The following is a 19033-nucleotide window of genomic DNA, read 5'->3' on the forward strand; positions in this document are numbered from 1 at the left end:
CGTATGTGAAGGCCAGTCGGTCAGCCAGTGTGGGCGCGTTCTCACCTCGGGCGGTAGGGCTCGGCGGGATGCGCGGTAGGGTAGGCATCCATATAGGCAGCGGCAGCCCGCAGCAGTCGCACATCATCGTGCTTGCCGCCTGCCAGCTGAAAGCCGACGGGCAGCCCCTGAGACGTGAAGCCACAGGGCACTGACGCCGCAGGTTGGCCGCTCAGGTTGAAGGGATACGAGAACGGCGCCCATTCCTCCCAGTCATGCATCTGGCTATCCGGGGGTACCTGATGATTCAGGGCGAAGGGGGTGACGGCGACGCTGGGTGTCAGCAACAGGTGGTAATCCTGATTGAATTTCTCCAGCGCCTGGGTGATCCGGTAGCGCTCCTCGAGTGCCTTGAACAGATCCAGCGACGACCATTCGCGTGCACACATGGCATTCTCGACCAGCCCGGGGTCGAGCTGTTCACGCTGCTCGGCATCGCAGTCATCCCAGAGCCCCAGCGAGGCGGTGAACCAGATCTTGCGAAACGTCTCGAGGCTTGTCTCGACCGGGGGATCGACCGCCACGATGTCCGCGCCAAGGTTCGCCAGACGCTGTGCGGCGCGCTCCACCAGGCTTGCGATCTCGGGGTCGACCTCGACAGACCCGAAACATGGCGAGTAGGCGATACGCAGTCCTGCCAGCGACTTGCCGATATCCGCGCCCCAATCCTCGGGTTGGCCGCGATTGGCGTAAGGGTCCTGGGCATCGTGACGGCCGATGACATTGAGCATGGCGGCGGCGTCACGGGGGCTGCGGGTCATGGGCCCGATACTGGACAGGAAGGCAGCCTTGGAGGGTGGCCACTGCGGTGTCCAGCCGAAGGTGGGCTTGAAGCCGAAGATGCCACTGAAGGCGGCAGGGATACGGATCGACCCACCGGAATCACCGCCCTGATGCAGCACGCCCAGATTGAGGGCGGCGGCGGTAGCCGCGCCACCGGAAGAGCCACCGGGTGTCAGTTCGGTATTCCAGGCATTGCTGGTGGTGCCATGCACGAGGTTGTCGGTGACGGCCTTCCAGCCGAACTCGGGGGTGTTGGTCTTGCCCAGTAGAATCGCGCCTGCCTCACGCAAGCGCCTGACCGGAGGCGCATCCTGCTGGCATGGCGTAGCCGGTGTGATCAGGGAGCCTGCTCTCGCTGGCATGCCGGCAACATCCGTCAGGCCTTTCAGTGAGGTCGGAATGCCATCGAGCGGACCCAATGGCTTGCCGGCCTGCCATCGCTGCGTGGATTCACGCGCCTCCTTCAGCGCCGTGTCATGCGCGACATGCACATAGGCATTGACGAGCGGGTTGAGTCGCTCGATACGATCGAGCACCGCTCGGGTCACCTGTAGCGGGTCGAACTCACCGCGTTGATACCCGCGTGCCAGTTGCTCGGCGTCCAGCGCCGTCAGGTCATCCTTGGCAGTATGGGGCGAAAGATGTTGAGGAAATTCGACGTCACGCATGGCGGCTCTCCTGCTGCTGGATGGCGATATTATTGTTGAGGACAGTCATCTGTCTCTCCTGCATGGCCTTGGGTCAGAGAGGGGAAACTCAAGGCATCGCGAGGCTTGAAAAGGGCGAAGGAGGGCCGCATGGCCTATGGAGAGTGACAGCAAGCGACATGGTCGAGCTCATGGCAGCCGACCATGGTTCACGATATTCGCCCAGAGGGAGGACAATCATGCCAGCCAAGTCCAAGGCACAGCAGATGGCAGCCGGGGCAGCACTGTCAGCACGTCGTGGCGAGCAGAAGGTCAGCGAACTGGATGGGGCCGCTCGCTCGATGTATGACTCCATGAGTGAGGAGGAGCTCGAGAAGATGGCCTCGACATCACGTGAAGACAAGCCGCGCCACGACAATCAGAGCTGAGCCCTGCGGGATGCCCATTGCGGCTTCCTGACGCGATAGCTGAAACGACAAGGCGCCTGGCAAATGATTGCCAGGCGCCTTGTCGTGGATGCATGTCGTAGATGCATGTCGTTGGTGCGTGTCGTGGCATGTGTCGCTGATGCGCCGCTGGCCTCAGCGGCTGTCGTTCAGGCTCTCATGCGGCGGCTGGTGGGACTCGCTGTCGGGCGGGGTCGGGCCACCGTTGGCCTTGGGGCTGACATCGGGCAGCGGAATCTCGGCGCGCTTCCGGCAGCGCTCTTCGGTGCTGATGCCCAGGCGCTCATCACGGCGCTTCATCAGCTCCTCGTCGATCTGACCGTCACGGGTGAAGGCCATCATCAGCTGCGGGATACCGTAGGGGAAGTCGTCGCGGTCGATCTGCCAGGTGTGGAAGGTCTTGCCGTAGGTGGTGACGAGGTCCTCGAAGTAGCTGCGCTCCGCCAGTTCCGGAATCCCCGGGGCCACCAGGATGCCGGACTTCACTTCATAGTGATGGCTGTGCCAGAGCGGCTTCTCTTCCTCGGGCAGCTGCTCGTAGCGCTCGGCGCTGATGATGTATTCGATCCCGATCAAGCGGGCATCACTGCGATTGGAATCGAAGATCACGCATTGGTGCAGATCATGTTCCAGGTGGATGCAGAAGTGGCTGGCCTCCACCTGACGCCCCATGTCATCGGCGTAATGGTGGAAGCCGTTGAGATAGGTACTCATCGCTTCCATCGGATACTTGCGCTGCATGACCTGCGAGGCCGCATCGAGCACCTGATGCTTCAGCGGATGGCCGCTACTGACCTTGCGAGCACTGTTGAGGCGCCGGCCCAGAAAGAAGGCGGTCGCCGCGGCGGCGCCGGCCAGAAGGCCTGTGCCGAAGCCGGACGAGTGTGAGGGATGTGAGCATGTGCGGGAATGGCGATGACGCATACTTCCTCCTGCATGGGTGTCTTGATAAGGCAAGAATTCCTGTCATGACGTTGCCATTGCAGTGCATTACCCTTGAGCGCGTCAAGTCACCTACCGACAGCCTTGCCTCGTAAAATCCTCGCCCAGGTCTGCTGCAGAGTGTCGGGATTGCTTTTCAGTTTTCTGCCCTCATCAATGAGGGATATCACTTCTTGTGGCCGCTCAATGCCTTGCGCGACAAGGTGTCTTGTTCATCACGTGTTTCGGCCATCTTTTCTCGAATTGGAGCTCGCATGAAGCAACTTATCTTTGATTGTGACGGTGTATTGGTGGATAGCGAGATCATCGCTGATGGCGTGCTCAAGGAAAAACTTCCCGTCTGGCTGCCAGACCTGGGGAGTGCAGAGCAGATCGAGCATGAGCTGGACCGCTGTCTGGGCATGATGACGCGCGATATCCTGCTGGACCTGGAAGCCCGCAGTCAGCACACGCTGCCCGTGGATGCGCTCGACCAGGTACGCCATCTCGTCGATGCCCGCCTGGCCGACTCGCTCAAGGCCATGCCCGGGGTGCGTGAGACGCTGGAGTGGATTCGCGATCAGCGTCTGCCGTTGGCGATCGTGTCCAACAGCTCTGAGCAGCGCATGAAGATCAATCTCGAGAGCTCGGGGCTGCGTGGCATTCTCGATGAGATTGCCGCGGCCAATGGCGACGAGCAGCTGCCGATCTTCACCTCCGATGAGGTCATGAATCCCAAGCCGGCGCCGGATCTCTATCTGCTCGCCCTCAAGACGCTGGGACGCTCCGCCGAGGAATGTCTGGTGGTGGAAGACAGCCGCACGGGAATGCAGGCAGCCGTGGCCGCGGGCCTCAAGGTCGTCGGCCATCTGGGCGCCAGCCACATCCCGCCGGGCCACGCCGAGGTACTGCGGACCACAGGCGCCTGGCAGGTCATGCAACACTGGGATGAATTCAGCCGCCTGTGCGCTGATGCCGGTTTCGTGGTTGACGATAGCAATAAAATAGAGCCTGCAGTCAGTTAAAGAAATTGATGTTTAGGCAAGCAATAAAAAGCCGTCACTGTTGTGGCGGTTTTTTTATTTTTTTATATGACGAAATACTGTAAGATTAATTTACATGGTTTTGGTGCTGGTCATAATTTTTGAAAAGTAGGGTGTGTTTCTATGTATCGGATTGATAGAGTTTCTAATCGTATAACACCTGTATTGGCCAAGAGCTTCAGTGATCTTGGCTTCTCTGAACGGAAGCATCTTCAAGAGTGGCTGGCCTTTCATCCGCAAGCTTTGACTACAGGCGAAGATGATGAACTTCTTATTATTCAAAAAGAATTCGATGGTTTCGATGAGACGCGTGAACGTCTGGATTTACTAGCAATCGATAAAGAGGGTAATTTAGTTATTATTGAGAATAAGCTGGACGATAGTGGACGTGATGTCACATGGCAGGCTTTGAAGTATGCAAGTTATTGTGCGAGTTTAAGTAAAATTCAGATTGTTGAGATATATCAGCGTTATTTGAATCAGTTGTCGCTGGGCTCTAGTGGTGACTCGCCTAATGCTGAAGTGGAGCTGTTGAATTTCCTCCAAGCAGATGACATCGATTCAATACAGATCAATACCCTTCAAAGTCAACGGATTATCTTTGTAGCCGCAAAGTATCGTAAAGAGGTTACTAGTACCGTGTTATGGCTTAGCCAATTTGGAATTCGATGCCAATGTTTCAAAGTTACACCTTACAAGGAAGGAGATGAGCTGTTCATGAGTGTGGATCAAATCATCCCAACTCCTGAAGCCTCTGACTTCATGATCGGTATGTTGGCGAAAGAAGCAGAAGAAAAGGAAACATCCAGTACCAAGAAGAAGCGCGAAGTCATTTGCTATCAATTTTGGGAGCTATTGATTGAAGCTTTCCAGAAAAGTGATTGTTCATTACATGACAGTAGTGCGCCTAATGCTAATATGTGGCTTCCCGGGCCATCTGGCATTCCGGGAGTTTCATATAGTACTGTATTTGCTAAATCTTGGGTGCGAGTCGAAATTTATCTCGCTCATTGGAAGCCTCAGCGTAACAATTATATATTCAATGCTCTTGAATTACATAGGCTAGATATAGAGTCCAAGGTGGGTTGTTCTTTGAAATGGGATGAGCTTCCAAAGAAAAAAGCAAGCAGAATTTCTTATACATATCCTACCAACTCTGAAGATAAAAGTCATTGGCCCGACTTGATTTCTTGGATTATTGACTTTATGAGTAAATTAGAAGCAGTGGTGCAGCCTCATCTTGAGAAATTAAAGCCTAAGCTAAAAAATATTGATTTTGACGTTTATATTGAAGATGCTGAATCAGGAGTATAACTTTTTAGACTCCTTAGGGCGATGCGCTAGTGGTATCGCCCTGAAGTCTACTCGGTTTGGATGTTGTTTTATTAGATTTATCTGATCGTATCTTGAATGAAATAATATGTTGGAATTTATGTGTTTACCGAAAACAGATACGCGTGCCCCAGGCGAGCAGTTCTTCCTGATTGAGGCTGCGCGATTCGACCCCGATCATTTCATCTCCCCACTGGTCCGCCCAGGTCAGCACGCCGTGGCTGATGCCGCGTGCGCCCATCAAGTCGCGTATCTCACCGGTGCCCTTGAACCAGAGCGCGCTGTGATCGTTGCGCGTCAGGTCCGAGATGCCGTGGCAATGATGGATTCTCACCTTGTAGATGCCATCCAGTGACATGACCTCGACCACCGGCACCATGCCGTGCTGCAGTCCGCGTGCCAGCGACTCGAGTGTCATGCTGGTCTCGTCCTGGTGGGCGAGCGGCTGATCGGCGAGCTGGCTTGGGGGTAGTGGGGTAGCAGGCGACGCGTGAGTGGGGGGCACAGCGGTGCGTGGCTGGTGTGTTGCAGTGGTATGTGCAGGCATCGGGAATACCCTCAGTGGGATGTCATGTCGGCGGTGAATCGCGTTTTATAACTATCGTACAAGTAATGTAGAGGTTATCTGGCGATCTCGCCATCGTGACTGGCCAGCTTGCCCGGGACTTCCCGTCTTCCTGTTCCTTCGTCACTGTCCTTCCAGGGCCTGCACTGTCCTTCCAAGGCCTGCGCTGTTTTTCCAAAGCCTGCACTGACCTTTCAAAAGCGGCTTTCTCCTCCCACGCGGAGGCTGTGGCCTGGTTGGGGCAAACGCCTACCTGTACAGACGGTGACAAATTTTCCTGTGCTGCTGACGTCGTCTGCCCTTGAAGTTCTGGGGAATCAGGTTCATGTCTAGAAGGCACTGCGAATATTCGTTGGCGATACGCTACTCGTTTCTCGCTGGTGCGCGATCCACCTCACCGCTGTCACAGCTCACAGGGAGTAGCGATTTATGACATCTGGAGGAAAGCGCGTATTCAGCGCGTCGGTCATCATCATTCTGGGGCTGGTCGCATTGGGGGCAGGATTCCCCACCCGTTTCGGTGAATTGGCAGATCAGGCGCTCGGCGCCGTGACCAGCATGTTCGGCTGGTTCTATCTGATATCCGTGTTTGGTTTCGTGATCTTTCTCATCAGTCTCGCGTTGAGCAAGTACGGCAAGATCCGGCTCGGCCCGCAGGATAGCCGGCCTTCCTATACCTTCTTTTCCTGGGTCAGCATGCTGTTGGCAGCAGGGTTTGGCGTCGGGCTGGTGTTCTATGGCATGGCGGAACCCATGCAGCACTATCTGAAGCCGCCGTTCGCCGATATGCCGGGCGAGACGCCCGAGTCTGCGCGCTATGCCATTCAATATGCCTTCTTCAACTGGGGCGTCCATCAGTGGGCTGCCTTCTCGGTGGTCGGCCTGATCATTGCCTATTTCCAGTTCCGCAAGGGACAGGCGGGGCTGGTGTCCTCGGTGCTGTCCTCCGTAACGGCCAAGCATCCCAAGGTGCGCCGCTATGGCCCGGTACTGGATGTCTTTGCGGTGGTGGCGACCGTGATGGGGGTCGCGACGTCGCTGGGCCTGGGCGTGTTGCAGATGAATGGCGGGCTGCACTTCGTCTTCGGCGTGGAAGAAGGCTGGCAATGGCAGTTCATCATCATGGGCGTGATGTTCTGTGCCTACATGGCCTCGACCTGGTCCGGGCTCGACAAGGGCATCAAGCGCTTGTCCAACCTCAACATGAGCATCTGCATCGCGCTGATGCTGTATGTGCTGTTCACCGGCCCGACGCTGGACATCCTCAAGACGATCACCCTGGGTATCGGCGATTATCTGCAGAACTTCATCGGCATGAGCCTGCGCATGTCGCCCTATGACGGCAATGACTGGAACAGCTCCTGGACCGTCTTCTACTGGGCATGGGTCATCGCCTGGTCGCCGTTCGTCGGCACCTTCGTCGCGCGTGTCTCGCGTGGCCGTACCATCAAGGAGTATGTGGTGGGCGTGCTGATCGTGCCGCCGCTGCTGGCGTGCCTGTGGATCGGTGTCTTCGGTGGCGCGGCGATCAACATGGAGTTGGCCAGTGATGTCGGTCTGGCGGCCGCGACGGATGCCAACATCACGTCTGCCTTGTTCGAGATGTTCGATCTGATGCCCTTCAGCAGCGTGCTGTCGGTGGTCGCGATCATGCTGATCTTCATCTTCCTGGTGACCTCCGCCGATTCGGCGTCCTACATCGTGGCACAGATGACCGACGGCGGCTCGATCAATCCGCCGCTCTACAAGCGTATCGCCTGGGGCGTGCTGATCGCGGCCATCTGCCTGACGCTGATCTCGACGGGCGGTCTCAAGGGCTTGCAGTCAGCCTCGGTACTCTCGGCCTTGCCCTTCACCTTCATCATCTACGGCATGATCGTGGTACTGGTGAAGGAGCTGCGGGCTGATCGTCGCCAGATGCTCAGTCAGCTGTATCGCCGTCATGGTGAGACACCGGTCGGTGCGGATATCTTCGAGGCTGACAGCCTGGCCGAGGAAGACCGCATCCGCCGTGCGCCGGACGTCAAGAATCGTCGCGTGAACCCGCGCGATCATCATTGAGCCGAGTCGAGGCATGAACTTATCGCCTTGAGTTCATCGTTTTAAGCTCATCGCCTTCAGCTCATGACGTCAATGCGTAACTTCACGGCAGGCTCAGAACGACAAGACGCCGCTCACAGGAGATGTGAGCGGCGTCTTGTCTTGGCAAGCCAGTCAGCGTGAAGGGGCTCACGTCATTGACTGGCGGCCGGCGTCCGGCGGCCGGCGACCTCGGCGAGTATCTCGTAGCTTTTCAGGCGGTCGGCATGCTCATAGAAATCCGAGTTGAACATCAATTCGTCGGCTTGGGTCACCTCCAGCAGATGCTCGAGTTCGCTGCGAATGCGCTCTGGCCCGCCGATGATGGCAGCGGCCAGATTCTGGCCGACCATGGCTTCTTCGCGTGCTGACCAGTCCAGTGTCTCGCGTGGGGGCAGGGCGCGCGTGCTCTTGCCACGGATCAGATTGAGGAATTTCTGTTGCTGGGTGCTGGCCAGGAAATGGGCGCGTTCATCGCTGTCGGCGGCGATCAGTGGCAGGCCGAGCATCACATAGGGCGCATCCAGCACCTCGGAGGGCGTGAAGTTCTCGCGATAGAGCTTGATGGCCTCCAGCATGTAGCCGGGAGCGAACTGACCGGCGAAGGCGAAGGGCAGACCTTTTTTCGCTGCCAGGCGTGCGCTGTAGTCGCTGGAACCCAATAGCCACAGGGGGACATGAGTGCCTTGCCCCGGCATGGCCTTGACGCGCTGACCGGGTGAGGCCTCGCCCAGATACTGCTCGAGTTCGGCCAGGCGCTGGGGGAAGTCATTCACGCCGGCGGAAGGGTCGCGGCGCATCGCCTGCATGGTGATGCCATCGGAGCCCGGCGCGCGGCCAAGCCCGAGATCGATCCTGTCGGGGTAGAGTGTGGCCAGGGTGCCGAACTGCTCCGCCACCACCAGCGGGGGATGATTGGGTAGCATGATGCCGCCCGAGCCGACCCGCAGGCGGGAGGTCTTGCCCGCCACATGGCCGATCAGCACCGAGGTGGCGGCACTGGCGATGCCATCGATGTTGTGATGCTCGGCCAGCCACAGGCGATGAAAGCCCAGCGCTTCGACATGCTGGGCGAGACTGACGCTATTGTGGAAGGTTTCAGCAACACTGCCGGTATCGCGGATGGGGGCAAGGTCCAGCACCGAGAGTGGGATCGTGCCCAGGCGTGAGGTAGGGGCTGTCGTCATGTGCGCTCCTGATAGCGGATTGGCGTGCAGAGAGCAGCCGGGGCGTGGCCCCTCAAGGGTGTGTGGCTGGTCTGCTGAATGGCGTCCAGCATAGTGGACAGCCGCGTCTCTGACAGCGCCTCGCCCCTTCATTTCACTGTTTCTGATATGGCATATATGAGGCGGTCGATACGTCATGCCATTCACGGTGGTCAGTCACCCTGGGGCAGGTGAAGCCCAGGGCAGGTGAAGTCCAATGCAGGCGAAGCCCGGGGCAGGTAAGGGCCTGCATCGCGCACAGGAGGCGAACATGAACGGTTTGCAGTACAAGCAACGCCGCAAAGGCATGGGGCTCACGTTGATATGCCTGGTGCTCATCGGCCTGGGCGTTGCGATCCAGCGCGACATCATCGTGCTGGAGCGCTGGATACCCGCTCACTATCTCCCGTGGGAGCCACTGCAATTGGAGGACCCGCCCGGCATGGTGACCGGCTGGAAGCTCTCACGCTTGAACGAGAACCCGGCCGCCTGTCGCGCATTTCTCGAGCGGGAAGCCCCGCAACGGGTTTCCTTCCTGCCGGACCGCCCCAGCGACAACGGCTGTGACCTCATAAACAGCGTACGCATGCATTCGGCGTCAGGCGTGAGTGGTGAGCAGGGCGTTCGCTTCAACCAGTCCTTCATTGCCAGCTGCCCGCTGGCGGTGAGCTGGTTGCGCTTCGAGCGCCATGGGCTCAAGTCTGCGGCGCAGGAAGTCATGGGGAGCGAGGTGACGCAAGTGTCCCATGTGGGCAGCTACGCCTGCCGCAACATCTACGGACGAGAGAACGCACGTCGCAGTGAACATGCCACTGCGGATGCGCTGGATGTCACAGGCTTCACGCTGGCGGACGGCCGTCAGGTTCGCCTGCCGCGCGACTGGACGGCGCCCGAGGATGAAGATGCCCCGGGCCGCTTCCTGCGTGCCGTGCAGGACGCCGCCTGTGAGAGTTTCGGTACCGTGCTGGGGCCGGATTACAACGCCGCCCATCGTGATCACTTCCACCTCGGCACGCGGGGCTGGCGATTCTGTCGCTGAGCAATACTTAATGCTGCGTCGGGCAAGAGTGCGGCAATGCGGACATCCGCGCACTCTGTCAGTGGGTCATTATTGGCTCGGCGTGATAAAGGGGACTCATGTTTGCCACGCCTGTCATCATTTGTCGGTGTCGCTGTAGGAGACTCGCGCTTGCATGGGGGGAATTACGCCTGATCACGGGCAGATTCCTCGCATTTATTTGCTTTCACTAATACCCTGCGGGCAAGCATGCCTTCCATGGCATATATCGCGAAAAGCCTCTTGTTCAATGACAGGGAGTCAAGAATGACAGGGATGACGAAGGCGTTATTGGCAGCTTCCATCACCTTCGTGATGGCCGGCTGTACCTCGGTGCAGGTTCAGCCTCTGGAACGCATGTCCTATCTGGATACCGTGTGCATCGAGCGCAATGAAGCCGTGATCGTGCCGGGCTTCCTGAGTGTGATCAAACGGGGCTTCAGTCGCAATGGCTTGAATACGCGAGTCTATGACGCTCCGGTCCCCGGCCATTGTGAAGTGATATTGACGTATACCGCTTTGCGCTCCTGGGACGTCACGACCTATCTGTCACACGCAGAACTCTGGCTCAATGATCCGTATGGCGATGAAATCGCCTATGCGCAATATCATCTTGTCGCAGGGGGCGGCCTGACGTCCTCCAAGTTTGCCGGGGTCGAAACCAAGATGAACCCGGTCATCGATGACTTGCTCGTCAATTACTGACGCCTCAGCCGTGATGGGCATCCAAGCCTTTTCCTTGCACGCCTCACCGGTACGTCATCTCTCACCATGATGGCGCACTTGATAGCGGGCCGGCGCTTGTGTCATGTGCCGGCCCAGCGGAGACTTTCGATCCATCTGGTGTGCTGGAATCTCAGGGTGCCATGCCCATGCCACGGCTGATCGTCGGGGCGCAGCGCTCGGGGTTGATGCTGACCACGCGTAGGCGATGCCCATCGGGGAGCACGCAATCGAGCACCTGCCAGGCACAGCCGGGGGCGCTGCTGCCGTGACTCTCGATCAGATGCGCTCCCTGGGCCTGCCATTGTTCGCGGAAGCGGGCAAAGTCCGTTCGCTCGATCTCAAGCGTCAGCTGGCGGCTGTCGGGTTGCTCGGCACTGCGCTGCAACAGCAATACGCTGGTCTGCTTGTCTCGGCGATGGTTCAGCTCCAGGGTCGCGCTGGTGGCGTTGCGCAGCAGGATGGGCAGGGCGAGTGTTTCGGTGAAGAAACGGCAAGCGGCATCGAGGTCGCGCACTTCAAGGATGGCTGGGTGCAGGGAAAGGCGCTGAATCATGGCGAAGCCTCATGGCGTGAGGGGAAGAAGGGGATGGGGGACTGGCTCAATTGCAGGAGCATGGAGACAGTGTCGTGTCCGTCCGGGTGAGACGCACTTTGAATCTGATGATGGTGGTGATGGCTTTACGCTATCTGGGGCCTTGTCGCGCTCGCGAAGGCCCGGGGCAATCGCTGTGGCAACTTGTCGCATTAGTGGTTTCGCGGGTGTGAATGGTTAGCATCCCTGTCATCGACCCTGCTGCCTTTACCTTCTCTGCACGCCACGCTGGAGTGTTCATGTCGCCGCGCAAGCTGATCCTGATGGGACTCAGTGCTTTTGCCCTCGTCATTATCGCGTTGATCACGGGGCTTTCTGCCTCGCATCAACCGCGTGATGCGTGGCCGACGACGCTCGAGCTGCCTTCCACGCGTGGACTGCTGCACGCGGACACCCTGTCTCGGGGGGAAGCGGGTCACCTGAGCGTGCTGATTCCCGGCTTTACGCATTGTCCGGATATCTGTCCGTTGTCGCTTGCCCGGCTGCAGATGGCCTGGCAACGCCTTGACAAGACTTCACGCGCGCATCTGCATCCGATGTTTCTGACGCTGGATCCGGCGCGCGACACCCTGCCCGTGCTGTCACGTTATCTGTCTGCCTTCAGCCTGCCGGTGACCGGCCTTCGCCTCCCGTCACAGGACGACACGCGTCTGGAGGAATTCACCCAGCGCCTCGGTATCCAGTTTCAGCGGCGAGAACCTGAGCAGAGTCATCCCCCTGAACACGCGCAAGCGCAGGCGTCGGCCGGTGAGACCGATTACATGATCGACCACAGCGTGGCGATCTTCGTGATCGACGAGCAGGGAAGGCTGCGTGACACCCTGCCGCTCAGTCAGACGCCTGCGCAACTTGCCGATCGACTGACGTTCCTGCTCCAGACCGTGGCCGCAGCGACGTCTTCTGACAGTGTTGCGACCGTCAACACGAGCGAAAACGCGAACGTGCCGGCCACGGGGGACGCATGACAGTGACTTGTCCCTCGACTCGCCACGCCAGGCGTGAATCCGTCTCCTATCATCGCGCCCTGTCGCGCCTGACTGCGGCCAATGGGCATGTCGTCTTCGTGATGCTGATCGCGTTGGCTGCCATGCTGGTCATGCCGCTGGCGGCCCCGCGTGTGGTGATGGTCAACGACCATGCCGTCTTCGAGAGCGTTGGTACCGGGCGTTGGGTGAGTGCCGATAGCGACTGGATAATGCGTGCCGCTCGCGAAAGCGGTTCGCAGGCGCAGATCACCCATAGTTCCGCTGCCTCGGATTGTCCATTGGCCAGCATGGCGGCCTTCACGCTGGCATTGGTCGCCGTTGCCCTGTTGCTGGCGTTGGGGCGGTTGTCTCGAGACACGGTCCCGCGTCCCTGCCTTGTCGCGTTTCGCGACATCAATGTCTATCTGCGTCCGCCCGGGCGGGCGCCACCCCACGATTCCCTCGCGCCATGAATTGCTGGGCCACCTCGCGGTGGCTCTCCATAGTGTTCGGTGACCTCACGTTGACCGGCGGACAAAGCATCCGTCGCGCGTCGTGGCACCTGTCGATGGGTAATCGAGATGAGTTCAACAACCAATACCGACTCCGCGGGTCGCGCCGCTCGCGGTTTCAGCGATATCTACCGCGCCGTGTGGCGCTGGCATTTCTATGCTGGCCTGCTGGTGCTGCCTTTCCTGACCTTGCTGGCCGTCACCGGCGGTCTTTATCTGTTCCGTGAAGAGATCGACCACTTCGTGCATGCCGACCTGATGAAGGTCAACACGCCAGTGGTGCAACAGGTCAATGGCCAGGCACAGGCGAGTGTCCCGCTGAGCGATCAGGTGCGTGTCGCCGTGGAAAGTCTGCCCGGCAAGGCCGTGCGTGTCGTGCCGCCTGCGGCCAGTGACTTGACCACGGAAGTCGATATCGTGGCAGCCGATGGCAGTGGCAAGCAGGCGGTCTACGTCAACCCCTACAGCGGTGAAGTACAGGGGCAGATGGCCTACCGTGACAGCATCATGTGGACGGTGCGCAATCTGCACAGCCTCGCCATCACCGGCCCCATCGGCAATGCCGCGATCGAGATCGCTGCCGGCTGGAGCATTCTGCTGGTACTCAGCGGCCTTTATCTGTGGTGGCCACGGGGTCAGAAGGGTGGTGTCGTCACGCTGCGTACCACGCCTGCGCGTCGACTGTGGTGGCGTGATTTGCATGCCGTGTGTGGCATCTTTGCCGCTGGTTTCATCCTGTTTCTCGCCGTGACCGGCATGCCGTGGTCAATGGTGTGGGGTGCCAAGGTCAACGAGTTGGCCAACGGGCATAACTTCGGGTATCCCGATGGCGTGCGCGTGAATACGCCGATGTCCGATACGCGGCTGGTGGACCAGGAGCGGACGACCTGGTCGCTCGAACAAGCCATTATCCCGTTATCTTCCTTGCCGGCTACAGCGACAAGCCACGTCGTGGACGAGGGGGAGCATGCCGGGCATGGCGGTGGGGGCACCAAGTCTGGTGCCGAGCAGGCCTCCGCCGCCGCGGCCGTGCCGCTGAGTGCCGCCGCGATTGCCCATGCCGATATCGGCCTCGATCAGGCTGAGCGCATCTTCGCTCGCGAAGGCCTGGCGCCGGGCTATGCCATCAATCTGCCGGGCTCGCCGCAGGGCGTCTACACCGGCTCCATCTATCCGGATGCGCTGGAGCGCCAGCAGGTGGTGCATGTGGATCGCTATTCCGGCGATGTGCTGCTGGACATGCATTACGCCGATTATGGCCCGCTGGGCCGAGCGTTGGAGTGGGGTATCAATGTCCACCTGGGGCAGCAGTACGGGCTGATCAACCAGCTGGTGCTGGTACTGGCCTGTATCGCGATGGTGATGATGAGCGTCGGTGCGGGCGTGATGTGGTGGAAGCGTCGTCCGGTGGGCGGTATCGGTATCCCGCCGCTGCCCAAGGAGCGCAAGCGTATCGCCGGTGTCTGGGGCTTGATGATGATCATCGGTGTCATCTTCCCGCTGGTCGGCCTCTCGCTGGTCGTGATGGGGCTGCTGGATTGGCTGTGGATTCGCGCCACGCACAAGCGAGGGGATGACCTGCAGGAGGCCAGCGCATGACACTGTCTCTCGTCAATTTCCCGATCCGTGCGCGTCGCTTGTCATCGCCAGTGAGCGCATCGCGTGGTCGTCTGCCCTTGGCCATTGCTGCCGCGATCGCGGGTAGTGGCACGCTGCCGGTTTACGCCGATGCTGACACCACCAGCGTATTGCCGTTGATCCGTATCGAGGCTCAGGCGCCCATGGCCAGCCCCGTCCATGACGTGCATGCGGGGCATGCCAAGGGCGACATGGACCTTGGCGAACAGCTGCGCGAGGTCAATGGTGTCAGTGGCTCGCGCTTGGGTAGTCACGGTGTTTCGGCCATCTTCCGTGCGCAGGGCGGTGAGCGCCTGATCCAGGAGGTGGATGGCGCATCGCTTTATCCCGCCTGTCCAGGGGGCATGGACACCACACTGGGTTACGCCACTGCCGGCAGTCAGTCGGACCTCACGCTCTACAAGGGCGCGCAGACCGTCAGTCGCGGCCCCAACTTTGCCGCGGGCAGCATCGAGGTGACGCGTCAGACGCCTTCGCGCACCGATGATGATGGCGTCCAGGGTACCTTGGGGGCTGGCTGGCGCAGCAATGATGACGCCACCAGCGAGACTCTGTCACTGACCGCCAAGCAGGGCGATTTCTGGACCGCGCTGGACTTCGAGCATTCCGAGCGCAACAACTACGAGGATGGCAATGGCGATACCCAGTCAGGCGCGTATCGCAGTGACAATGGCAGTATCCGCATTGGCGCCTTCGCCACCGAGGATGTCGCCATCGAGGCGGGTGTCGCCGTGGTGCGCATCGATGATGCCCTGTATCCCACCATGGATGCACCACGCAGCGATATGGACCGCCAGTATCTCAAGCTGACCATCGACAACGTCGGGCCGTTCTCGCACACCGAGACACAGGTCAACCATGCTCGCGTCGTGCACGACATGGATAACGTCACCCTGCGTGACTTTGATGATTCCAGCGCCAACTCGATGAGCATGGACATGAGCTCGGGCATGGACATGAGCTCGGGCATGGATATGAGCTCGGGTATGGATATGAGCTCAGATATGGACATGAGCGACATGGCCATGTTCTCCAGCGCGACCACCGAGACCTGGTATGCCAGCACCCAGGGCGATATTCCGCTGACTGTCGGCGGACATGACGCGATATTGACGCTGGGTGCCGATGCCGAACGGCTCGAGAGCAATACCAACTCCCGGATGGGCATGTCACTGGATAGCCTGTCGGATAGCCAGACCTGGCCGGATGTCGTGCGGACGCGCGGTGGGGTATTCGCGGAACTGGATACCACCCTTGATGCCAACAACCGACTCGTGACCGGTGCGCGCTATGACGTCTCCATCAGTGATGCGCGAGATGCCGATGAGGTGGTGGGTAGCAATGCCTCGGCCATCTCCGCCTGGCGTGCCCAGTATGGCGATGATGTTGACGCCAAACAGCGTGATGGCGAACTCAGTGCACTGGCGCGTCTGGAGCATCGCGTCAATGAGGCGGTGAAAGGCTATGCGGCGCTCAGTCGCAGCGTACGCTTCCCGACGGCCAGTGAGCGCTATTACAACCGCCAGTCCGACTCCGATGGTTGGTTGGGTAATCCAGAGCTTGATCCCGAGATCCATCAGCAGCTCGAGCTTGGGGTGGCGGTCAGGCAGGGCGCCTGGCGTTATTCGGCGGACACCTACTACAACCGGGTGCATGACTGGATAGAACTGACTGAAGGCGACTCGCTGACCACCTACGACAATGTCGAGGCCGAGATCTACGGTATCGAGCTGGAAGCCAGTTGGCGGCAACACGGCTGGCGGCATTCCGCAGGCGTTGCCGCCACGCACGGCACCAACCTGAGCGATGGGACGCCCCTGTCACAGGTCGCCCCCTTCAATGGCTATCTGGCGACACGCTATGACGCGGATCGTTGGTGGGCAGGTGCCCGATTCGATGCGGCCGCACGTCAGTCGCGTATTTCCGACAGTGAAGACGCGACGGCAGGCTTCGGCATCGTCGGCCTGGAGGGCGGCTATCGTGTTACCGACGACATCGAGTTGAGCGCCGGCATCTCCAACCTGTTCGACAAGGTCTACGCCTACCACGTCAATCGCTTCTACGACGATCCGTTGCAGGGCGATGTACAGGTCAATGAGCCGGGGCGTATCTTCTGGACGCACGCCAGCTGGAGCTTCTAAGACTCGCACCCTCTCAATAGTGAGCGCTGGTCGCCGCTAACCGTTAGAACGCAAGAAGCCCGCCATCGGTCATGTCACCGGTGGCGGGCTTCTTGTATTACGAGCGGGCTCGAATGCTTTCAGCGCTCGCAACTCATCTCTCGAGCCTTCAGGCGCGGCCGACGTGCTCGCGCAGGTGCGTGCGGTAGGCCTGGGTGTAGGCTGCCAGGTCAGGGTTCTTGATCACATCAGTGGCCAGGTAGGTCGGCAGGGCCGTCATGCCGAGGAATTCCATCGCCTTGTGCACTGGGAAGTAGACGCCATCGATGCCCTTGCCCTCGAAGAAGTTGCCTTCTTCATCAAAGGCTTCAAGTGGCGCATTCCAGGTCAGTGACAGCATGTACTGGCGGCCCTGCATCAAGCCGCCAGTGCCGTAGCCCTGGGTCGGGCTGGTGCGATGACGCCCATCGCTGGCATACAGCGAGCCGTGGCCCTCAGTCAGGATGTCATCGAGATACTTCTTCACGGTCCACGGCAGACCCATCCACCAACCTGGGGTCTGATAGATGATCAGGTCCGCCCACAGCTGCTTCTCGATTTCCGCCTTGGCCTCGAAACCTTCCTCGATGACGGTTTCACGCACCTCATGACCCAGCTCGGCCAGCTCACCGCGCGCCAGTTCATGCAGCGTCGCGTTCAGCTCGCCATTGGAATGGGCAAAGGCCTTGCCGCCGTTGATCAGTAGAATCTTCATGCCGGGTACTCCAAAACTGTTGGCTTTTCAGCAATGGCGCACAGCATGAGCGTTCGCAAGTCATTGATAAAGCGGCACTGGCGTAAAACACCTTTGCTGTAGGTGCAACAATCCAGACGGGGCACTTCCTTAAGCCATGAGAGTCTACGGGCCGTGGCTCGCTCAGTTCTCCCGTTTCACGACTGAGGGGCGGGTCTTGTTTGTAGTGGCACAGTGAATCTGGCCACCTGACTTTGAGTGTATGATGGCTCACAGAGACAATCAGGTGCAGATGATGACGAAGAAGAGAACGTTTAGCCCGGAATTTCGCATGGAAGCGGCCCAGCTCGTGGTCGACCAGGGCTACACGCTGAAGGCGGCGTGTGAGGCCATGGGGGGTGGCAAATCCACCATGGAGTATTGGGTTCGCAGGCTTCGCGCTGAGCGGGCAGGCAAGGCGCCGCTGAAAGGTGAGGCTCTGACGCCGGAACAGCGTGAGATCCAGGAACTGAAGCGCAAGCTGCGGCGAGTGGAAGAAGAGAAGGCAATATTAAAAAAGGCTACCGCTCTCTTGATGTCGGACTCCCTGAGCAATTCTCGATAATCGAGCGACTTGAAGAGAGCTACGCGGTGCAGCACTTGTGTCAGGTGTTTGGGGTGCATCGCAGTAGCTACCGGGCTTGGCGTGGTCGGGATAGAAGACCTTGTGAGACTGAGCAGAAGCTGCTGGATCAGGTTGTCGAGGCGCATACCGTCAGTAACGGCTCTGCCGGCGCTCGCAGCATCGCAAAAATGGTCACGCAGGCAGGAATACAGTTGAGTCGTTATCGGGCCAGCAGGCGGATGAAGCAGCTGGGGCTGATGAGTTCGCAGCCGCCGAGGCACGCCTACAAGAAGGCTGATCAGCCACACCTGGATATACCGAATGTTCTTGATCGGGAGTTCGATGTAAAGAAGCCCAATCAGGTATGGACCGGCGACATTACCTATATTTGGACAGGGGCACGCTGGGCTTATCTGGCAGTGGTCATCGACTTGTATGCTCGTAAACCCGTGGGGTGGGCATTATCCCTATCGCCGAACACGGAGCTGGTAAAGAAAGCGCTGACCATGGCCTACGAATCGCGTGGAGAGCCACGGAATATCCTGTTTCATTCGGATCAGGGTTGCCAGTACACCAGCCGGGCATTCCGGCAGATGCTTTGGCGCTACCGAATGACGCTGAGTCTCAGTCGCCGTGGCAATTGCTGGGACAATGCCCCAACAGAGCGCTTCTTCAGAAGCCTGAAAACGGAATGGATACCAGAGATCGGCTATCCCGATGTCGCTGCGGCGAAGCGATCTGTCACTGATTATATGATCGGTTACTACAGCAGCCTCAGGCCGCACAAGCATAACGATGGGATACCGCCGAACTTGGCAGAAAAGAACTACTGGAATGCTCAAAGCTCGGTGGCCAAAAACACTTGTCCACTACAGCTTTACCCAAGCCCTCATGACCCTTGGCTATATCCAGACGGGTTATGGGGGCTATTGTTATTGAGCTTGTTCTTGGGCTGCCTCTTTGTACCTGGGTTTAGGCTCAGGCACTTCCATCGTTTCTGTTCCTGCAGTGGAGAAGTCAGTTCAT

General features: G+C 59.2%; 16 protein-coding genes and 1 pseudogene. 11 read left to right on the top strand and 6 right to left on the bottom strand.

What is annotated here, in order from left to right; all coding sequences use genetic code 11:
• Positions 1-41: 41 nt before the first annotated feature.
• Positions 42-1490 (bottom strand): amidase, encoded by a 1449-nt coding sequence (locus R1T44_RS08960; RefSeq protein ID WP_317291888.1) that lies wholly within the window; start codon positions 1488-1490, stop codon positions 42-44.
• A gap of 218 nt (positions 1491-1708) precedes the next feature.
• On the opposite strand from R1T44_RS08960, the gene R1T44_RS08965 reads away from it, so the two are divergent.
• Positions 1709-1897 carry a DUF3008 family protein gene (locus R1T44_RS08965; protein ID WP_043332182.1) on the top strand — a complete coding sequence of 63 codons (189 nt, stop codon included), beginning with the start codon at positions 1709-1711 and terminating at the stop codon, positions 1895-1897.
• Positions 1898-2050: 153 nt separating this feature from the next.
• Here R1T44_RS08965 and R1T44_RS08970 read toward each other — a convergent pair whose 3' ends face one another.
• Entirely contained in the window at positions 2051-2839 is a 789-nt protein-coding gene (locus R1T44_RS08970) for an OBAP family protein (RefSeq protein ID WP_225347945.1), read from the bottom strand.
• Positions 2840-3111: 272 nt separating this feature from the next.
• On the opposite strand from R1T44_RS08970, the gene R1T44_RS08975 reads away from it, so the two are divergent.
• Positions 3112-3861 carry an HAD family hydrolase gene (locus R1T44_RS08975; protein ID WP_317291889.1) on the top strand — a complete coding sequence of 250 codons (750 nt, stop codon included), beginning with the start codon at positions 3112-3114 and terminating at the stop codon, positions 3859-3861.
• A 141-nt stretch (positions 3862-4002) separates the two neighbouring features.
• Positions 4003-5193 (top strand): DUF4268 domain-containing protein, encoded by a 1191-nt coding sequence (locus tag R1T44_RS08980; RefSeq protein ID WP_317291890.1) that lies wholly within the window; start codon positions 4003-4005, stop codon positions 5191-5193.
• A gap of 124 nt (positions 5194-5317) precedes the next feature.
• On the opposite strand, the gene R1T44_RS08985 is transcribed toward R1T44_RS08980, so the two are convergent.
• Positions 5318-5629 (bottom strand): hypothetical protein, encoded by a 312-nt coding sequence (locus R1T44_RS08985; RefSeq protein WP_317291891.1) that lies wholly within the window; start codon positions 5627-5629, stop codon positions 5318-5320.
• A 576-nt stretch (positions 5630-6205) separates the two neighbouring features.
• Here R1T44_RS08985 and R1T44_RS08990 point away from each other — a divergent pair.
• On the top strand, positions 6206-7837 hold the full coding sequence (locus R1T44_RS08990; protein WP_054555939.1) for a BCCT family transporter: 1632 nt from the start codon (positions 6206-6208) through the stop codon (positions 7835-7837).
• A 173-nt stretch (positions 7838-8010) separates the two neighbouring features.
• On the opposite strand, the gene R1T44_RS08995 is transcribed toward R1T44_RS08990, so the two are convergent.
• Complete coding sequence (locus tag R1T44_RS08995; protein ID WP_317291892.1) at positions 8011-9042, bottom strand: LLM class flavin-dependent oxidoreductase; 1032 nt, start codon at positions 9040-9042, stop codon at positions 8011-8013.
• 289 nt (positions 9043-9331) lie between these two features.
• Between R1T44_RS08995 and R1T44_RS09000 the strand changes: the two genes are divergently transcribed.
• Together R1T44_RS09000 and R1T44_RS09005 are read left to right on the top strand one after the other, a co-directional pair.
• Positions 9332-10099: an extensin-like domain-containing protein gene (locus tag R1T44_RS09000; RefSeq protein ID WP_254627193.1), complete on the top strand. Its 768-nt coding sequence runs from the start codon at positions 9332-9334 to the stop codon at positions 10097-10099.
• A gap of 237 nt (positions 10100-10336) precedes the next feature.
• Positions 10337-10822: an Sbal_3080 family lipoprotein gene (locus tag R1T44_RS09005; protein ID WP_317291893.1), complete on the top strand. Its 486-nt coding sequence runs from the start codon at positions 10337-10339 to the stop codon at positions 10820-10822.
• Between the two features lie 151 nt (positions 10823-10973).
• Here R1T44_RS09005 and R1T44_RS09010 read toward each other — a convergent pair whose 3' ends face one another.
• The gene (locus tag R1T44_RS09010) at positions 10974-11396 is read right to left on the bottom strand and encodes a VOC family protein (RefSeq protein ID WP_043332174.1); all 423 of its coding nucleotides are present in this window, start codon (positions 11394-11396) and stop codon (positions 10974-10976) included.
• Positions 11397-11674: 278 nt separating this feature from the next.
• On the opposite strand from R1T44_RS09010, the gene R1T44_RS09015 reads away from it, so the two are divergent.
• The 4 genes from R1T44_RS09015 (at position 11675) to R1T44_RS09030 (ending at position 16691) form a co-directional block, all read left to right on the top strand.
• Positions 11675-12400, top strand: coding sequence for an SCO family protein (locus R1T44_RS09015; RefSeq protein WP_317291894.1), 726 nt, complete (start codon positions 11675-11677; stop codon positions 12398-12400).
• Positions 12397-12873, top strand: coding sequence for a hypothetical protein (locus tag R1T44_RS09020; RefSeq protein ID WP_175090515.1), 477 nt, complete (start codon positions 12397-12399; stop codon positions 12871-12873). The genes R1T44_RS09015 and R1T44_RS09020 overlap by 4 nt, the downstream gene beginning before the upstream one ends.
• Positions 12874-12981: 108 nt before the next feature.
• Positions 12982-14511 (top strand): PepSY-associated TM helix domain-containing protein, encoded by a 1530-nt coding sequence (locus R1T44_RS09025; RefSeq protein ID WP_175090514.1) that lies wholly within the window; start codon positions 12982-12984, stop codon positions 14509-14511.
• The gene (locus R1T44_RS09030) at positions 14508-16691 is read left to right on the top strand and encodes a TonB-dependent receptor domain-containing protein (protein WP_317291895.1); all 2184 of its coding nucleotides are present in this window, start codon (positions 14508-14510) and stop codon (positions 16689-16691) included. The genes R1T44_RS09025 and R1T44_RS09030 overlap by 4 nt, the downstream gene beginning before the upstream one ends.
• Before the next feature lie 148 nt (positions 16692-16839).
• On the opposite strand, the gene R1T44_RS09035 is transcribed toward R1T44_RS09030, so the two are convergent.
• Complete coding sequence (locus R1T44_RS09035; protein ID WP_043332160.1) at positions 16840-17424, bottom strand: NAD(P)H-dependent oxidoreductase; 585 nt, start codon at positions 17422-17424, stop codon at positions 16840-16842.
• Positions 17425-17698: 274 nt separating this feature from the next.
• On the opposite strand from R1T44_RS09035, the pseudogene R1T44_RS09040 reads away from it, so the two are divergent.
• Positions 17699-18861 (top strand): annotated as a pseudogene (locus R1T44_RS09040) (IS3 family transposase); the annotation flags it as partial.
• Between the last annotated feature and the right edge of the window lie 172 nt (positions 18862-19033).

It is taken from the genome of Cobetia amphilecti (genome assembly GCF_032923285.1).
Lineage (GTDB): Bacteria > Pseudomonadota > Gammaproteobacteria > Pseudomonadales > Halomonadaceae > Cobetia > Cobetia amphilecti.